Origin of the sequence: Paenibacillus sp. MCAF9 (genome assembly GCF_052114265.1) — a bacterium.
Classification (GTDB): Bacteria; Bacillota; Bacilli; order Paenibacillales; family Paenibacillaceae; genus Pristimantibacillus.
In genome coordinates this window covers 1-16,140 of the sequence record NZ_JBFREL010000054.1, presented here as the reverse complement: position 1 = coordinate 16,140, position 16,140 = coordinate 1, and the positions used below count along the sequence as shown (strand labels likewise).

At 45.0% G+C, this 16,140-nt stretch carries 14 protein-coding genes, 6 tRNA genes and 2 pseudogenes; 18 read left to right on the top strand and 4 right to left on the bottom strand.

What is annotated here, in order from left to right; genetic code table 11:
- The first annotated feature begins 233 nt into the window (after positions 1 to 233).
- The 7 genes from AB4Z45_RS32380 to AB4Z45_RS32350 all read left to right on the top strand — a co-directional run bounded on the left by AB4Z45_RS32380 (position 234) and on the right by AB4Z45_RS32350 (position 2,966).
- Positions 234 to 309: transfer RNA gene (locus AB4Z45_RS32380), tRNA-His, on the top strand.
- A gap of 30 nt (positions 310 to 339) precedes the next feature.
- A tRNA-Gln gene (locus AB4Z45_RS32375) sits at positions 340 to 414 on the top strand.
- Between the two features lie 7 nt (positions 415 to 421).
- Positions 422 to 496 (top strand) — tRNA-Gly (locus tag AB4Z45_RS32370).
- An 8-nt stretch (positions 497 to 504) separates the two neighbouring features.
- A tRNA-Cys gene (locus tag AB4Z45_RS32365) sits at positions 505 to 578 on the top strand.
- A gap of 17 nt (positions 579 to 595) precedes the next feature.
- A tRNA-Arg gene (locus AB4Z45_RS32360) sits at positions 596 to 672 on the top strand.
- Between the two features lie 13 nt (positions 673 to 685).
- A tRNA-Leu gene (locus AB4Z45_RS32355) sits at positions 686 to 767 on the top strand.
- A 243-nt stretch (positions 768 to 1,010) separates the two neighbouring features.
- Positions 1,011 to 2,966: a helix-turn-helix domain-containing protein gene (locus AB4Z45_RS32350; protein WP_441913730.1), complete on the top strand. Its 1,956-nt coding sequence runs from the start codon at positions 1,011 to 1,013 to the stop codon at positions 2,964 to 2,966.
- 208 nt (positions 2,967 to 3,174) lie between these two features.
- Here the strand turns inward: AB4Z45_RS32350 and AB4Z45_RS32345 are convergent, their stop codons facing one another.
- Positions 3,175 to 3,420, bottom strand: coding sequence for a winged helix-turn-helix domain-containing protein (locus AB4Z45_RS32345; protein WP_441913728.1), 246 nt, complete (start codon positions 3,418 to 3,420; stop codon positions 3,175 to 3,177).
- 184 nt (positions 3,421 to 3,604) lie between these two features.
- On the opposite strand from AB4Z45_RS32345, the gene AB4Z45_RS32340 reads away from it, so the two are divergent.
- The 4 genes from AB4Z45_RS32340 (at position 3,605) to AB4Z45_RS32325 (ending at position 6,472) form a co-directional block, all read left to right on the top strand.
- Positions 3,605 to 3,778 carry a hypothetical protein gene (locus AB4Z45_RS32340; RefSeq protein ID WP_441913726.1) on the top strand — a complete coding sequence of 58 codons (174 nt, stop codon included), beginning with the start codon at positions 3,605 to 3,607 and terminating at the stop codon, positions 3,776 to 3,778.
- Positions 3,779 to 3,818: 40 nt separating this feature from the next.
- Positions 3,819 to 4,403, top strand: a complete 585-nt coding sequence (locus AB4Z45_RS32335) for a GNAT family N-acetyltransferase (protein ID WP_441913724.1) — start codon at positions 3,819 to 3,821, stop codon at positions 4,401 to 4,403.
- A gap of 214 nt (positions 4,404 to 4,617) precedes the next feature.
- Entirely contained in the window at positions 4,618 to 5,034 is a 417-nt protein-coding gene (locus AB4Z45_RS32330) for a DUF2203 domain-containing protein (RefSeq protein WP_441913722.1), read from the top strand.
- Between the two features lie 142 nt (positions 5,035 to 5,176).
- Positions 5,177 to 6,472, top strand: a complete 1,296-nt coding sequence (locus AB4Z45_RS32325) for a PQQ-binding-like beta-propeller repeat protein (RefSeq protein WP_441913720.1) — start codon at positions 5,177 to 5,179, stop codon at positions 6,470 to 6,472.
- Positions 6,473 to 6,540: 68 nt separating this feature from the next.
- Here AB4Z45_RS32325 and AB4Z45_RS32320 read toward each other — a convergent pair whose 3' ends face one another.
- A complete protein-coding gene (locus AB4Z45_RS32320; RefSeq protein ID WP_441913718.1) occupies positions 6,541 to 7,602 on the bottom strand; it encodes an endonuclease/exonuclease/phosphatase family protein in 1,062 nt (353 codons plus the stop codon).
- A 207-nt stretch (positions 7,603 to 7,809) separates the two neighbouring features.
- Here AB4Z45_RS32320 and AB4Z45_RS32315 point away from each other — a divergent pair, with 207 nt between their 5' ends.
- The 6 genes from AB4Z45_RS32315 (at position 7,810) to AB4Z45_RS32290 (ending at position 13,337) form a co-directional block, all read left to right on the top strand.
- A complete protein-coding gene (locus tag AB4Z45_RS32315) occupies positions 7,810 to 8,502 on the top strand; it encodes a type 1 glutamine amidotransferase (RefSeq protein ID WP_441913716.1) in 693 nt (230 codons plus the stop codon).
- A 99-nt stretch (positions 8,503 to 8,601) separates the two neighbouring features.
- The gene (locus AB4Z45_RS32310) at positions 8,602 to 9,510 is read left to right on the top strand and encodes an aldo/keto reductase (RefSeq protein ID WP_441913714.1); all 909 of its coding nucleotides are present in this window, start codon (positions 8,602 to 8,604) and stop codon (positions 9,508 to 9,510) included.
- 106 nt (positions 9,511 to 9,616) lie between these two features.
- Positions 9,617 to 10,387 (top strand): RNA polymerase sigma factor, encoded by a 771-nt coding sequence (locus tag AB4Z45_RS32305; protein WP_441913712.1) that lies wholly within the window; start codon positions 9,617 to 9,619, stop codon positions 10,385 to 10,387.
- Between the two features lie 42 nt (positions 10,388 to 10,429).
- Complete coding sequence (locus AB4Z45_RS32300; protein ID WP_441913710.1) at positions 10,430 to 11,428, top strand: hypothetical protein; 999 nt, start codon at positions 10,430 to 10,432, stop codon at positions 11,426 to 11,428.
- 225 nt (positions 11,429 to 11,653) lie between these two features.
- Positions 11,654 to 12,097, top strand: a complete 444-nt coding sequence (locus AB4Z45_RS32295; RefSeq protein WP_441913708.1) for an RrF2 family transcriptional regulator — start codon at positions 11,654 to 11,656, stop codon at positions 12,095 to 12,097.
- Between the two features lie 223 nt (positions 12,098 to 12,320).
- Positions 12,321 to 13,337 carry an LLM class flavin-dependent oxidoreductase gene (locus tag AB4Z45_RS32290; RefSeq protein WP_441913706.1) on the top strand — a complete coding sequence of 339 codons (1,017 nt, stop codon included), beginning with the start codon at positions 12,321 to 12,323 and terminating at the stop codon, positions 13,335 to 13,337.
- Positions 13,338 to 13,432: 95 nt separating this feature from the next.
- On the opposite strand, the gene AB4Z45_RS32285 is transcribed toward AB4Z45_RS32290, so the two are convergent.
- Complete coding sequence (locus AB4Z45_RS32285; protein ID WP_441913704.1) at positions 13,433 to 14,053, bottom strand: M15 family metallopeptidase; 621 nt, start codon at positions 14,051 to 14,053, stop codon at positions 13,433 to 13,435.
- Positions 14,054 to 14,235: 182 nt separating this feature from the next.
- On the opposite strand from AB4Z45_RS32285, the pseudogene AB4Z45_RS32280 reads away from it, so the two are divergent.
- Positions 14,236 to 15,849: pseudogene (locus tag AB4Z45_RS32280) on the top strand (S-layer homology domain-containing protein).
- 158 nt (positions 15,850 to 16,007) lie between these two features.
- Here the strand turns inward: AB4Z45_RS32280 and AB4Z45_RS32275 are convergent.
- A pseudogene (locus tag AB4Z45_RS32275) lies at positions 16,008 to 16,140 on the bottom strand (transposase); the annotation flags it as partial.

Below are 16,140 nucleotides of genomic sequence, written 5' to 3'. Positions count from 1 at the left end.
AGGTTCGGGGTGGAAGCACAGCAATGTGTGTAGCTGACGAATACTAATCGGTCGAGGGCTTATCCTAAACACGTTTACTGCGACCCATACATCCAGTAGACAGCAGCATAAAGGCTTCAGCAAGCCTAATCTTTCGTATCCAGTTTTCAGGGCGCAACTTGCTAATGCGTGCATTAGCAGACGACCCACAAAAGTGGGTTTTCTTTTTTGTCCAGCACCTGATTTTATTTATGGCGGTCGTGGCGAAGTGGTTAACGCATCGGTTTGTGGATCCGACACTCGGGGGTTCAATTCCCCTCGATCGCCCCATTTTTTAAAAGTAGTATGGCATTTTTTTGTTGGGGATTAGCCAAGCGGTAAGGCAACGGACTTTGACTCCGTCATTCTCAGGTTCGATCCCTGAATCCCCAGCCATTTAKWTGCGGAAGTGGCTCAGCGGTAGAGCATCGCCTTGCCAAGGCGAGGGTCGCGGGTTCGATTCCCGTCTTCCGCTCCATTTAAGTTGGCGCCATAGCCAAGTGGTAAGGCAGAGCTCTGCAAAAGCTCTACCCCYAGTTCGAGTCTRGGTGGCGCCTCCATTACAATTTTATAAAATGTGCCCTTAGCTCAGCTGGATAGAGCGTTTGACTACGAATCAAAAGGCCAGGAGTTCGAATCTCTTAGGGCACGCCATCTTTACTSAAATGCCGATGTGGCGGAATGGCAGACGCGCGCGACTCAAAATCGTGAGGGAAACCGTGGAGGTTCGAGTCCTCTCATCGGCACCATATTGTATAAACGATAGTTCATTAGATATTTTATCTAATGAGCTTTTTTTGTATAGCGTTAACCCCCCTTTAATAGCAAGAGCCGATGATAGCTTCGAAATATACTCCAAATGAAATTAACTATAGTTAAAACCACTGGATACGTGGTCATACAAAACACTAGTTATGAGAATCGTTTTCAACTATAATGAGATACAGCCTCATTAAATAGGCCATATTTTTTAGTATCAGGAAGTGATTGGTATGGATTGGAATGAACATCTATTGCTGTGGAATGAAGCCAATGTCAAGCTGCTCGACATTAGACATCAGTCGTTGGCACATGGAGACGAGCTTCGCGGTTACAAGCTTCCATCCAATGCTTTTCTGTGGGTGACATACGGACGTGGGCGGGTGATGCTGGACGGTGTTGGTTATGCCGTCGATGGCTTTCATTTGCTTCATGGCAGAAAAGGCATGAGCCTGGACATTATCTCCTCAGGGGATCGCCTCGAATATGATCTTATTATGTACAAGGCTTTTTTAGCTGTCCCTGGCAACCGCTACTTGGATCGATTGTTAAAACGCAGCAGTCCTTTCCACATTCAATATGGATTCACGCCTCATGCTCCGCTTGCCCTTCATTCAAAATTCGAGATTATGGAACAAAGCTGGCGCAAGCTTACGCCGCTCGACAAGCTGTATGCCAAAGGCGTTCTTTATCAATTTGTACATGAATTACTTGGTCAGATGGCTGGGCAGGAGCTTGGGGAGATACGAGCTGACCTTGTGACACAAGCTACACGCTACATAGAGACCAGCTATTCGGATGCATTTACGGTAGAGGGTCTGGCCGAGCTGCTTGGTTGCAGCTCCAGCTATTTGACTCGAGTGTTCAAAAAACAGCTAGGAGCAACGCCTAATGAATATTTGATCCAAGTTCGCATTGAACACGCCAGCAGGCTATTGAAAGAAACGAAGGCATCTCTGCAAGAAATTTCGTTGAGCATAGGATATTTGGATGTCTACTATTTCAGCCGCGTGTTCAAAAAACAAACCGGCACATCACCGCTGCGCTTTAGATCACTGGCAGCAGAGAAATCGGTTCAGAAAAGTCCATTTAATAGTTCAGGACAAGCTATTGTCCCACGCAAAGGTCAGGGCTATAATGATAATGATTCTCATTATGGAAAAGAGGGAGATTTATCGATGTACAAAGATTTGAAACTATCAGTAGGCGCAGTGATGCTGCTCTGCATGACTTTGTTATTCAGTGGTTGCGGGGCTTCAACAAGTTCCAATGAACCATCTGCTACAGCTGGCTCTCCAGCAACGGTCGCACAGGAGCAACAGCAGACAAAGCTGGTTAAGCATATGATGGGAGAAAGCGAAATTCCAATCAATCCGCAGCGCATAGCCGTGAACGGGCTCGAGGACATTATGCTTGCGCTTGATGCGCCGATGGTTCATGCCCAATCCATGAAGGGGCAGTACTTGTATGATACGCTGCAAGCAAAAAAGATTCCATCAGTCTACACGCCAGGCGGTTTAAATTATGAGTCTATTCTCAGCTCAAAACCTGATTTGATTATTGCCAATCTTTTGGCCTCGGATACTGAATCGTATGAGCAGCTAAGTAAAATTGCTCCAACTATTGTCTATGATCGCAGCGACTGGAAGACATCCATAGCCGCTATCGGTAAGGCAATTGATCTCGAAGAGAAAGCCCAGTTGGTCATTCAAGATTACGAGGAAAAGCTGCTTAAGGCTAAAGAGGCTATCGTTGCGAAAATAGGGACGGATCGAACTTTAGCTTTTATTCGACCATCGGAGAAGGATGTTCAACTGTTTTTCCCGGCATTCTCCTATACTAACATCGCGTACAAAGATTTAGGCTTAACTCTTGAACCGATGTTGGAAAATTTGCAAAGTAAAGAGGAAGAAGGCACTTGGGGGATAGAAGCATCACTTGAGACACTGTCTAATTTGACTGCGGACTATTTATTTGTCACGGTCGGCGGCTCGTTTGATTCTGAGGACGAAGCGCAGGCTGCTTTACAGGAAATGAATGTAGTAGAGGATCTGAAAGTATGGAAGTCTATTCCTGCAGTTAAGCAAGGGCATGTGTACAAGATGTCATCCAGACACTGGATGTTGAATGGACCTACAGCAGACAGTATGAAAATCGACGATGTACTCGCTGTTTTTGATTTGCAATAATTCATAGTGTTAGGGGGAAGCGAGCATGCTTCCTCCTTTTTTTATTGTGCTACGTAAGTATGGCAAATAAACAAGGATTTTCACAATAAGCGGCATTGCCATAACGGCGCTATCCAGCAGCAGCGGATAAATCAGAACCGCAGTAATCGCCAAAACACATAGCAACAGCAACGCAAATGAGAGATGAAGCTGGTATATCATTATCATATTATTGCTCAGTCCTTTCCATTCGAAGACGATAGCCGTGTCCCCATACGGTATCGATCGGAAGGTGTTTTATTTTTCTGCGCAGCCGCTTTACGAGATCGTCGATCGCCCGGTCGCTCCCGTAATAATTATCTCCCCAAACCAATGTAAGCAGTTCATCTCGGGCAAATGCCCGATTTGACTGCTCGATCAAGGTATGCAGCAGTTTAATTTCTTTTAGCGTAATTTCAACTTCATCCGCACGCAAGAACACACGCCGTTCTGCCAGAGCGAACTGCAGTTCGCCAACTTCGATGGTCGCATACTCGGGCTGAGAAATGAAATAAAAATGATCGCAGCGATGATTGCATTTTACAGTTAATATCTGTAAGTTAATACGTAACTGAACTTTTCTGTTCGTTAAAATAAATACATAAGGGGGATATGAGGTAATGGACGGCATGTCATCAGGTATTATTTTTGGAATATTTCCAATAGTATTGTTTATTGTGTATGGTGTCGTAGCGCTTATGGGTATTTATTGTCTATATTTACTCATTAAAGTTTTAATAAGAACGATCAAAGCTTTAGATATTCATTTAGATGAAAAAGGCAGACGATTATAATATTCAGCTGAAAGAAAGCCATGCTTGGAGGTGCGTTAGGATGAGCCATTATAATAACAACCCGTTGCTGTTATCCATTCCAGAGAGTTTTGAAAGCAGCCGTCTTCTTATCCGCGCGCCCCAATGGGGGGACGGAGCGAAGCTGAATGAGGCCGTTAGAGAAAGTGAAAATGAGCTCAAGCCTTGGATGCCATGGGCTCAAGCGATGCCTACGATTCAAGAATCTGAAGTTGTCATCAGGAAGTCACGGTCCAAGTATATGGATCGTTCAGACCTCATGCTGCTGCTTTTTTTAAAGGATACTGGTCAGTTGATAGGAAGCAGCGGTCTTCATCGCATAAATTGGCAAGCGCGAAAATTTGAAATCGGGTATTGGGCGCGTACAGCATTTTGCGGCAACGGACTTATAACGGAAGCGACGAATGCAATTTCAACATTTGCAATAAATGAGCTAGAAGCCAATCGCATTGAAATACGTTGTGATGGTAGGAATTATCGAAGCGCACGAGTTGCGGAGCGGCTGGGATTCACATTAGAAGGCATACTCCGAAATGAAAAATGCGATGTCAACGGTATTCTGCGGGATACGATGGTGTTTGCGAAAGTAAGAGGCAAAGAATTTTGAAGAAAAAGAACAGCACTATATAGGCTTATTTTTCAACCATGAATAGGTATCTTCGATCGTTCGAGGGAAGACAGAACCTTGCTCTTTCGTCAAAAGAGGAGCAGATTCCAACTCTTTTCTAGAACCCATTCCTTTACGGAGCTTGAAAGAGAGTGTAGGATACTTATTATGGAATGAAATAAATGATTATCATCAGACAGGGAGTGTTTACGGGATGGGGAACAAAACCTTCACGCTGAGCGAAGCGAACGAGATGCTGCCGCAGTTGCAAGAGGATTTACGGAAGCTTCAACACATTACGGCGCAATTTGAAGATTTATATATAAGTTATCAGAAAGAGAAGGCTGCTTATGAACAAGTTTTTGCTGCTATTGAAGGCAGTGAGGACCCTTTCTTTGAGAGGGAAAGCCAGCTGGAATTTATGAAGATGGAGGTAGACCTGTTAATTGAAAACTTCTCGCGAAAAGGCGTGCAGTTGAAAATGATTACTCCTGGTTTAATTGACTTTCCAGCGGTGCTGGGTAATGAGGATATTCTGATTTGCTGGAAGGAAGGCGAAGCTGAGGTTAGCCATTATCATGGTTTACATGACGGGTTTATGGGCAGAAAACCGTTTCCGCAGGATGAATAGTATTCATATTTAATGACCAGCAGGGATTTATCCTTGACTGGTCTTTTTAGTGTGAAGACAACACGGATTTATTAGAAACATTTTACAATTATTATACGTTATGTAAGTTGGGTGATGAAATTTAGAGATAAGAAGGTGTGAAATGAGAAACTGGAAAACAGCTTTATCGCGAGGCGTTATGATGGCATGCTGTTCTCTACTATTAATGAGTTCTGTTGTATCTGCATCATTTGATTCACGCACTTCCTATGTGGGAGATAACAAGGAAACGGAGATAGCTGCTCCAATTATTAAACCGCAATGGTCATTGAACTACGAAGGTATAGCAGCGACAGGTGAAGGTAAAGCCTTTTATTTGCTAAAGGGAAAAGTGATAGCTGTTACTATTCAGAATGGGAAAAAACTTTGGGAGTATGGCAGTCAGCTCAAAGCTCCTGTCGTATATAAGGAAGGCCAACTGTACGTTAATTCGAGCGGAGGCCGTGTTCACGCTATTAAGGCGTCCTCAGGCAAGAAAGTATGGGTGGCTACCGTGAACGCTAATAACATTCATGATATTATTCCGTATGGCGATCAGCTGTTCACCTTTAATGGAGACATTCAAGCTTACAGCATAAAGGATGGTAAATTTCAGTGGCGTGACAATTACAAAGAGCCGCTGCACACAAAGATACTGTTTCATGGCGATTTTATAATCGGAGAAAATGAGCTATCGGGTGCTTACACTTACTCGCTCCTTCATGCTTTTAATCGCAAGACAGGGAAAAGGGTTTGGGAAGCTGCACATTACAACTTTCCTATTGGTGCAAAGGATGGAACTCTAACTGCGCAGAAGCTCGTTAACCTGTTTGAGGCTGCTCCATTAACTACACTTGATACCCTAGATATCAAGACGGGCAAAGTACTTAACAGCAAACAATATAATCCTCTAAAGATTGACTTAAATAAAGGAGAATCAGGCAATGAAGGAGACGCTTGGATTAACGGGGACAACGTATTCGTCAATTTTAACTCTGAGGTGTATAGTTACCCTCTCAATGCTGATCCGAGCAAAATAGAGCCCAAGGTGTATAAGCCTGTTGTTTACGCGCCAGGATTTGAATATGCGGCTGGGCCATATGAGGGGAAATTGATTTATACGAATGGCCGCGGGATATATGGGGTTAAATTAATTAACAAAACGACTGTGGATTATAATGCTGGTGTAACAGGCCTCATCGCACGTTTTGATTTAATTGGTAAAGGGATATATGTGGCGCAAACGGATGGAACGATATCAGCTATCCATTTAGATACAGCAGCGCCAATTGTACAATTAAAAACAAATGAAAGAGAGTTTGGAGAGACGCTGCTTGAGAGCGGAATGATTGTGGTTCAGGCAAAAGGCAAGCTGCTCGCATTTAAACAACCTGCCAGCTTGAAATCTAGCGTCAAGTAATTAAATATCAGCTCAATGATCATTAATTACAAAAGAGCCCCGATTACGAAAAATCGGGGCTCTTTGCTTTATCGTAAAATAAACTCAGCGGTTACCGGATTATGGTCGCTGTGTTCAAATGCTAAATCTGTACTTTGCAGCCGAATTTTATCTACGTTTGAAGAAACGAGAAAACCATCTATTACGGCTCTGAAATTAACGCCTTCCGTGTATGCAATATCTAATGTGCGTACAGTAGCGATGCTGTCGTCAACCATCCACTTGAAGCCGCTTGGTTTGAAATCCTCAGGAAACTGCTGAAGCCATTCTGGCCATGCCTGTGTCGTTTCGAATCGATCAGGGGTAGTGCCGGGCAGGGCATGGTTCCAATCTCCGCCTACAATAATATAATTGCCCTTGCCATTCTCCTTCTCTAAAAAAGCGGCTAAATAATCCAATTGCTGCTTGCGGATTTTGCCGCCCTCATCAAAGGCAGATAAATGAAGATTGATAACAATAAGCTCTTTGCCGTTATTGACCTCAAATCTGCTTTCTATAAAGGCACGATCCAATTCAAGCTGCTGTATCGGCCAGCTCTCTTTGCCTGGAAGATCATATCGCTGATTGCTTTTGTTCTTAAATGTTGAGAAGGTTAGAAGGCCGCTCTGAACGGAGCCCATTGGATTAAAAATCGGAACGGGAACCCATGCCACTTTATAGTTATAAGCAAATGCATAGCCGTAATCTTCCAAAGGTTTTGCCAAATAGTCTATTTCATTAATATGGTAGCTTCTTGACGAGCGGGCATCGACTTCCTGAAGCAAATAAAAATTGGACTGGTTTATTTTCATAAAGGACGAAATGGAGTCTAGATTGGAAATCGTTTGATTTTTGCTGCTGGAACGTGATTTTTTACCTCCATCCATAAAAAAATCTTGTTTTTTGTCCAAGCCAGCATAACCGATATTGAAGGTCGTAACTGTAAATGGAACGCCTTGCTCGATGAGTTGCTCTTTATTATTTTCTGACATAATCTCGATAACTTCTGCGGGTTTATAATCGGATAAAGTAATATACAGTAAAAACCCTCCCGCTATCGCAACTGCGAGTAGGACAAGCGTGCCAATTGTTTTTAATATCTTTTTCCCCATATGTTCCATCCTTTCATTACGTATTGCGGTACTCACATTTAAGTTTATAAGTATGCTACTGGAAATGTACCATGATATGGGTTAGGGAACTAGTTGTTTTTTTATTGATGTCTTCCCACTATTCAGGAAAGTGATATTAACGATACTAAATATTGAGACTATAATTAAGCACATTACAGGTCATATGCGGCCAAGGATGGGGAATGAATGATGAATATAATAGCTTTTAAACACTTCGCTTTTGATGATGATTATGCGTTTCGTTCATGGGCCAGCCTTGGAGGACATCGCTTGGATGTTAAGAATCCTGCTCTTGAGATTGATGCCAAATGGCTTGACGATATGGATTTGCTTGTTATATGCGGCGGGCCAATGAGCGTCTATGAAGAGGAGAAATATCCTTGGCTTACGGCAGAGAAGCAGTTCGTACGGCAAGCCATTCAGCTTGGCAAAAAAGTGCTGGGCATCTGCTTTGGCGCTCAAATGATAGCTGAGCTGCTGGGAAGCCGAGTATACCGAAATACGCATAAAGAAATAGGCTGGCATTCGATTAACCGTACGAAGGAGCAGCATCCTTGGCTCTGCGGCATGCCTGAGCAATTTATTTCGTTTCAGTGGCATGGCGATACCTTCGACTTGCCGCAGGAGACGCGGCTCCTCGCTTCTTCAGAGGCATGTAAGGTGCAGGCATTCGCTTATGGTGAGCATGTCATGGGACTGCAATTTCATTTGGAGACGACAGCTGCATGCATGGAATCTATGTTTGCACACTGGTCTTCAGAGCTTATTCAGGCGCCATACATTCAATCAGCTGAACAGATACGTAGTCAATTCGCGCGCACTGAGCAGTCTCTATCGCTGCTTCATGGCATATTAGATCAGATTTCCTTAAAGTGTTAATAGTGGCACCATTTTTGTTGCTCCCTTAGCCCAAAAGTAATATCATAAATGAATAATGAAGCGGCTAAATTATCGGTTAAGGAAAAGGAGCGTTCAAGCATGAAGCACAATCGTCTCGGAAAATCAGAGCTCTACATAAGTGAGATCGGCCTTGGCTGCATGTCACTAGGGACAGATAAAGTAAAAGCGACAGTCTTAGTACATGAAGCGATCGAGAAGGGCATTAATTTTCTAGATACGGCTGATCTTTATGATGAGGGTCTTAATGAGGAAATAATCGGCGAGGCTATAAAGGGAAAGCGGGCAGATATTGTGCTTGCGACGAAGGTCGGCAATCGTTGGGAGAAGGGAAAAGCGGGCTGGTCGTGGGACCCGTCGAAAGCTTATATTAAGTCGGCTGTAAAAGACAGCTTGCGAAGGCTCCAAACAGATTATATCGATTTGTATCAGCTGCATGGAGGCACACTGGATGATCCCATATCGGAGACGATTGAAGCATTTGAGGAGCTTAAGCAAGAGGGACTCATTCGCTATTACGGCATTTCTTCCATTCGTCCAAATGTTATTCGAGAATATGTGGAGCGTTCAAATATCGTCAGTGTGATGAGCCAGTATAGTATTTTGGACAGAAGGCCTGAAGAGCAAATATTGCCTTTGTTAGAAGAGAAGGGCATTAGTTTAATCGCTCGAGGTCCGGTGGCAAAAGGGATTTTAACCGATAATGGAGCTGCCAAGGCGGAAAAGGGTTATTTGGATTATGACAAAGAGGAGCTGTCGTCTTTGCGAGACGTTTTGCTAGAGATGGGAGAAGGCTCTCGTGATTTGGCGCATACAGCAATTCGGTATGCTTTAGCCAGCCCTGCTGTAGCTGCTGTTATTCCTGGCGCGAGCTCGTTAGAACAGCTGCTGCATAATATAGCGGCAAGTGAAGCTCTTCAGCTATCTCCCGCTGAGCTGGAGACTATCAAGAGGTTAAGTAAAGAAAACCGTTTTGAACAGCACCGTTAGAGAGTAGGAGAGGCTGCCTGATAGGCAGCTTTTTTTTGATTATAAAAAATTTTGATCCATTGATAGATATTTGGCGTAAGTGGCATCTGTCTAGTAAGGGGGATGAATGATGGAGGTTTGGGCGCCCGATTTGCCATCTCTGTTAAGCAGTGGAGCAGGGGCAGAAGCACAGGAGCAGTCGTTAGTTGAAAGAGCAAGGTCCGGCGATGAGGAAGCTTTCGGGGAGCTGGTGCGTCGTCATCGAGCTAAGGCGCTTGGACTCGCTGGCAGCTTGACGAAGGATGCGTTTATGGCAGAGGACATTGTGCAGGAAGCGCTGATGCGTGCATTTATGCACCTTGGTACGCTTACAGACGCGAGCAGGTTTATTCCTTGGCTGCACCGGATTGTGCGAAATCAAGCCTACATGAAGCTGAGGAGAGGCGGACCCTATAGCAAGGAGCGGCCATTCGTTAGTTTCATGAGCCAATCGGGGATGCCAGCAGAGGCAGGCAAAAGCGGTCAGTCGGTTGATTGGAGTGATATTGACAGCATCCTGTTTCATTTAACGGATCAAGCCATGAATGAGCCGAGCAACGGTCAAAATCCGGAGCATGCTGTCATCCGCCAAGAAACGCTCCAGAGCATTCATACGCTGATCCGATGCTTGAACAAGCGGGAGCGGGACATTTTTGAAGCAAGATTTTTTGGGGAGCTGCCGCCGGCTGAGATTGCTGAGCTGTTCGATACGACGACTGCAAACGTATACAATATGCTGTCGAGATCAAGGGTTAAGCTTCAGAAGGAGCGTATTCGCATATCGATTAGTTTATATGTGGAGCAAAGAGCGTTGCTCGGTTTGCCCAGAAGGAAAATTCTCACTCCGCCCCCTATGTAGGTTCAGAACGTTTATGACAAACCTTGAATGGAGCTGAAAATAATGACGCTGGATAGGGATTGGTCCAAAACATGGACCTCGGCCGCTGCTGCTATACATGGCGCGGTGAGCTACACGGATAAAAAACATTTTACGCTAACAGATGTGATGGGATTTACCGGTCATGCTTTTCGCATGAATATTGATCCCGTTAGTATTAATGCGGCAGGACCAACCTCATTCCCAGGTGGATATATATTGAGGAGGAATATAGGAAATCTCGGCTTTACGAGCTGTTTGGCTGATCCTATGCTCCCGTTAACACCGGATAAAGTGGAGCGAACTATCACTCTCGTTCAGCAGTCAATCGACCGTGGCATCCCTGCCATTTCATTTGATTTGTTTATACCTGAATTCGGTTTGATCTATGGTTATGATGATGATAAGCAGCTCTTTCATGCAAAAGATGTATCGAAGGATGGCACGATAAGTTATGCCGAATTTGCCGATTCCAAGATTGATTTGTTGTTCGTGACGACGATTAGCGAAAGCCTGCCTCACTCGAAATACGAAATATTGCGCATGGCGTTATCGATGATCGTGGATCATGGGCGAGGCAAGGAATGGACGCATGTGTTCGAGGATAAATTTGTACAAGGCTTATCGGGTTATGGGGCATGGATTGGTGTGATGGAGCGGCGAAATGCGGATGAGCATGGTCATGCCTATAACGTGGCTGTCATTTCTGATGCGCGTGAGTTCGCTGCTCGTTTTTTACGCGAATTGGCATTCCGCTGGGATGGGACAAATGTTGTGGAGAGAACGGTTCGCAAGCATGCGGGTGAGGCAGCGCTGCATTACGAGGTAGTTGCTGAGGCGCTGGGCAAGCTGAGAGAGCTATTCCCCTTCCCAGAAGGCGGCAAGCCGAAGGACCCTGAAACCGCGGATCGTGCAATCGTACTGCTTCGGCAAGCACAGGCGGCGGAGTCGAAGGGACTGGAGCAGCTCGAGCAGCTGTTTCATTTTATGAAGGAATATTATTCGGAGATCTGGGTGAATTGAGTCATCATTGTGTAACGGTTGGGCAAGTGGATGATGAAGGACAATGGGGAAAGTTTTTAAAAATATAAGCAGCGATAGCTTCAAATAAAGCTGCTCAAAAAAGTTTGACAGGGAGAAAGCCTATACCAAGTCTTTCTCTCTGTGCTATTCTTAGGGTGGAAGGTTTGACATTATCAACTGTATGAAATAACATTACAGTATCCTTCTTGAGAGGGAGTTGTGAAAATGAATAGTGAATTTACGGTTGCGGTTCACAGCTTAGTGCTGTTAGCTTATTTGCCTGATCATATGGCGAGCAGCGAGACCATTGCTCGCAACGTTTCGACGAATCCGACACGTATTCGCAAAATTATGAGCTCCTTACGGAAGCATGGCTTTGTGAAGACAAAGGAAGGAATCGGCGGGGGATATATTTTGAATTGTGAGCCGAATGAGGTTACGCTGGCCCAAATATATCGAGCACTATCAGGCGGTACGCTAAAGCCGCATTGGTGTTCAGGAAATCCAGAGGAGGACTGTCTGGTATCCGCGAATATTCAAGTGGTGATGGATCATTTTTTTTACGAGGCAGAGCTTCATTACGTGGCCTATTTGGAGCAAAATACGCTTCAAACTGCTTTGGACAAGATTCGAAAATGTCAGCAGCAGCTTAAAGAAAAGCAGATTTGATGCTTTTCAATGCTTGCCTGTTTATGCAGGCATCATGTCTGTTTCACGATAGAGCGGTAAGTATGGTTGAATACTGTATATTACCGCTCCTGTCATGAAGCTGATGCATTTGCAGCCGCTCTTTTTTACGTGTAAAATGTATCTAGTAATAGTACAGTTGATTTGCCAATAATAATATTGATAGAAGCTATAGCTTCTGTTCGTAAAGAAAAGAGTGAATGTCATGTCAGAACAAACGAATAACAATTCGGCTTTTAATATTCCGTTATCCGTTCTTGATGTATCTCCCATTGTAGAAGGCGGCACAGTTGCCGAATCACTTAGCAATACATTAGATCTTGCACAGCATGCGGAAAAATGGGGCTATAACCGTTACTGGCTTGCGGAGCATCACAATGCGCCAAGCATAGCCAGCTCAGCGACATCCATTGTTATTGGCCATGTTGCGGCAGGTACATCCACGATTCGTGTAGGCGCTGGGGGGATTATGCTGCCGAACCATGCACCGCTCGTTATTGCTGAGCAATTCGGTACATTGGAATCGTTGTTTCCAGGCCGTATTGATTTGGGACTTGGCCGCGCTCCTGGAACGGATGGTCTTACAGCAGCTGCCCTTCGTGGAAACAGAAGAAGCAATGGGCATGACTTCCCCGAGCAGCTGGCTGAGCTGCGCGCGTTTCTAGATCCGTCGAGTGCTGAGGTGGGCATGCCAGTGCGAGCGATTCCGGGCGAAGGTCTAGAAATTCCGATTTGGCTGCTGGGCTCGAGCGATTTCAGCGCCTTGCTCGCTGCACAGCTGGGTCTGCCATTTGCTTTTGCAGGACATTTCTCGCCTAATTTCACCGTTCCAGCAATGAATCTTTATAGAAGCAGCTTTAAACCATCAGCGATTCTCGATAAGCCAAAAGGAATGGTAGCGGTCAATGTCATTGCGGCAGATACGGATGAAGAGGCTGAATATCTAGCAACATCGATGCAGCAGCTGTTCCTATCCTTTATTCGCAACACGCGTGGAGCTTTGCCTGCACCTGTTCGCAATATGGATGACGTCTGGACAGCGCAGGAGAAGATCGCCTTGATGCAGCAGTTAGGCTCTTCCATTGTTGGCGGACCGGAGACGGTACGCACGAAGCTGAAGCAATATATTGAGGCGACGAAGGCGGATGAGATTATGGTCGCCGCACATATTTATGATCACCAAGCTAGATTGCGCTCATATGAAATTATTGCGGGTCTGTAATAAAGCGAATTTGCTAATAAAATTGAAGCAGACTAGAAAAGAGTGAAGACTTAATAACCAAGTCTTCACTCTTTTTTTGCTTTAAATGGGCTGATTTACTCGACAGGCGGATAGTGCCCTTTGCGCAGCTTATTAATGGAATAACCAAAGTCCATTTGAAGATGAGGATAGTCAGGGAAGTTTTTCCAATCGCCTCCCCAAGAGAAGCCAAGGCGCTTGGCAATTTCAACAACTTCCATCCAGTCGGACCGCCCATTTTTATTGCCGTCATACTCCATGTCCCATATGACCTCGCCTTTCTTCGTTCGCAGGGCAAAATCGACAGCAAGGCCGTAATTGTGATAGGAGTGTCCGCCTTGAACTTGCGTAACGACTTTCCCCTCTGTTGTGCGTCCTTTTGCATAAATCGCATTTTGCTCCTCGCTTGAACGGAAGCCGTCTGTGACGAGAATGGTGATGCCGGCTTTGCTCGTTTCGGCAATCAGCTCGGTCTGCTTAATGAATACGATCGGATGCAGTGCCGTTACGGGTGGAGCTTCAATTGGATCATTGTTCGGCAAGTATGGATCAAAGGAAAGAATAACTTTCCATAAAAGAGCAGCGGTTAGCGCTAAAATAATAAACAGCAGTATTCGGTTTCGCTTGCGCTTACTTCTTGCTGCCAGGCTCAGCTGAGCCTGTAATGTAGGATGAGAAACATGATTTCGCTCCAGCATGCTGAATCTCCTTACGTTTTATATCCGCTTATTTTATCATATTGTTTATTTTGACACCCTAGTCTGTGGTAGGGGATTAGGCTTAATTACTATTGATTATGCTTTCTACCAATATTTTAGTAATGAGTTATAGAGTAGATTTTGTTATGCTTCGAGGATTGATCGCATGAGGAGGGTCTTTCTTGAAGCATACTTATACTAGATTTGCTCTAGCAGCATTTACTTTACTATATATCATAACACTTGTTGCTCATCCCATTGCAGCTCAAAGCACGTTGCCTTTTGATGATATTTCAAGCAGCTATGCCAAACAGGAAATAATCGATTTGTATAATAAAAAGATTATTACGGGCACATCGGAGCGAAGCTTCTCACCGAAGCAATCGATCTCGAGAGCGGAGTTTGTCACTGTGCTGGATCGGCTGCTCGGGCTTGAGCCTGTACCGACGCCAGTATCGCCATATACTGACGTACCTATGAAGGCTTGGTATTACGGATGGATTCAGGCTGCTGTGCAGCTTGGCTTAGCAGATGGCGTCAGCGCCTCTTTGTTTGCACCTGCGAAGGCAGTTACAAGGCAGGAAGCAGCCGTATTATTAACGAGAGCATTGAAGAAGCTGGATCATAAATCGGAAGTAAAGCTAAGCTTTGACGATGACAGCCGCATTGCTGCTTGGGCAAGTTCTTCTGTAGCGGCGATGAATGCTCTTGGCCTTATGAAAGGTGACGATAAGGGGAATTTCCGTCCGGGCGATCCGATAAGCAGGCAAGAAACCGCAGTAATGATTCATCGGGTGCTGCAAAATGTGAACTGGGCAGCTGAGCTTGCAGCTAAGCCCAAGGAAACGATAAAGCTAGGCTGGCAGTATAGTCAGACGACGCAGCAGTATGAACAAACGGTTTTGAATTCTAATGTAAACACCCTGTCCCCGCGTTGGTATTTTACAGGGGAAGCGGGAGAGATATCGGATAACACGGATCCGTCTCTTGTGACTTGGGCGAAACAGCATAATAAAAAGGTATGGGCAATGGTCGGCAACCGCTCGGATCAAGCGGCTACTCATAAGCTGCTATCCAGTTCCACACTACGCACCAAAGCAATTTCTCAGCTTGCAGAGTACGTAACAAAGTATAAGCTGGACGGGCTCAATATTGATTTTGAAAATGTTGCGCCGCAGGATCGAGCAGCTTTGACCGCCTTCATCACGGAGCTGTCCAAAAAAATGAAGCTCTTGAACGTTACGCTTTAGATTGATGTATCCCCCGACCGGGGAACGGACTGGACAGACGCTTTTGATTTTGCTGCGCTTGGGAAATTAGCCGATTATATCGTATTGATGGGCTATGATGAGCACTGGGGAGACGGCTCGGAAGCGGGCTCCAACGCCTCTATAGGTTTTGATGAAGCGGCTGTGAATAAGCTTCTTAAATTGGTGCCAAGCCAAAAGGTGATATTGGGCGTGCCTTTCTATAACCGTGATTGGGATTTAAAGAAGGACGGCAGCGTAGAGTCCTCTGCATTTATTTCGTTAGGCGAGCAGAATGCACTCATTAGTAAATATGGAATCAGGCCTTTATGGGACGCCAAAATCGGGCAGTATACAGCTGCATATATGAAGAACGGTATTCAGCATAAAATATGGGTCGAGGACGGGCGTTCGTTAACCGAAAAGTATAAGCTGGCTGTAAAAAGCAAGCTTGCTGGACTAGCTTACTGGTACGTAGGCGGCGAAAGTCCGGATATATGGATAAGCCTAAAAAATGCGGATCGATTTTTGGGTTATTCCTTCTCCTAATAGTTATTTACCAAAACCGCTGAATTGATTCGCAAAAACAAACGATATAGGGGCTGTCCCATAAGCATCAAGCTCGCTGAGGAATAGCTCGCTTTGAACGGGAGTATTGGTAGCAGTACAGGAGAGCTATTCCTGTACTGCAATTTTTCTATTCTGGTCTATGCTTGCTTCATAGGATTATGGGCAAGCGAAAGCCACCCGACCTCCAGACTTACCTTAGGTAAGCTGCGAAGCAGAAACGCCGGAATCCTTGGTTATTCTTTATCTGTCCTAAAATACTTTCGGGTTCAA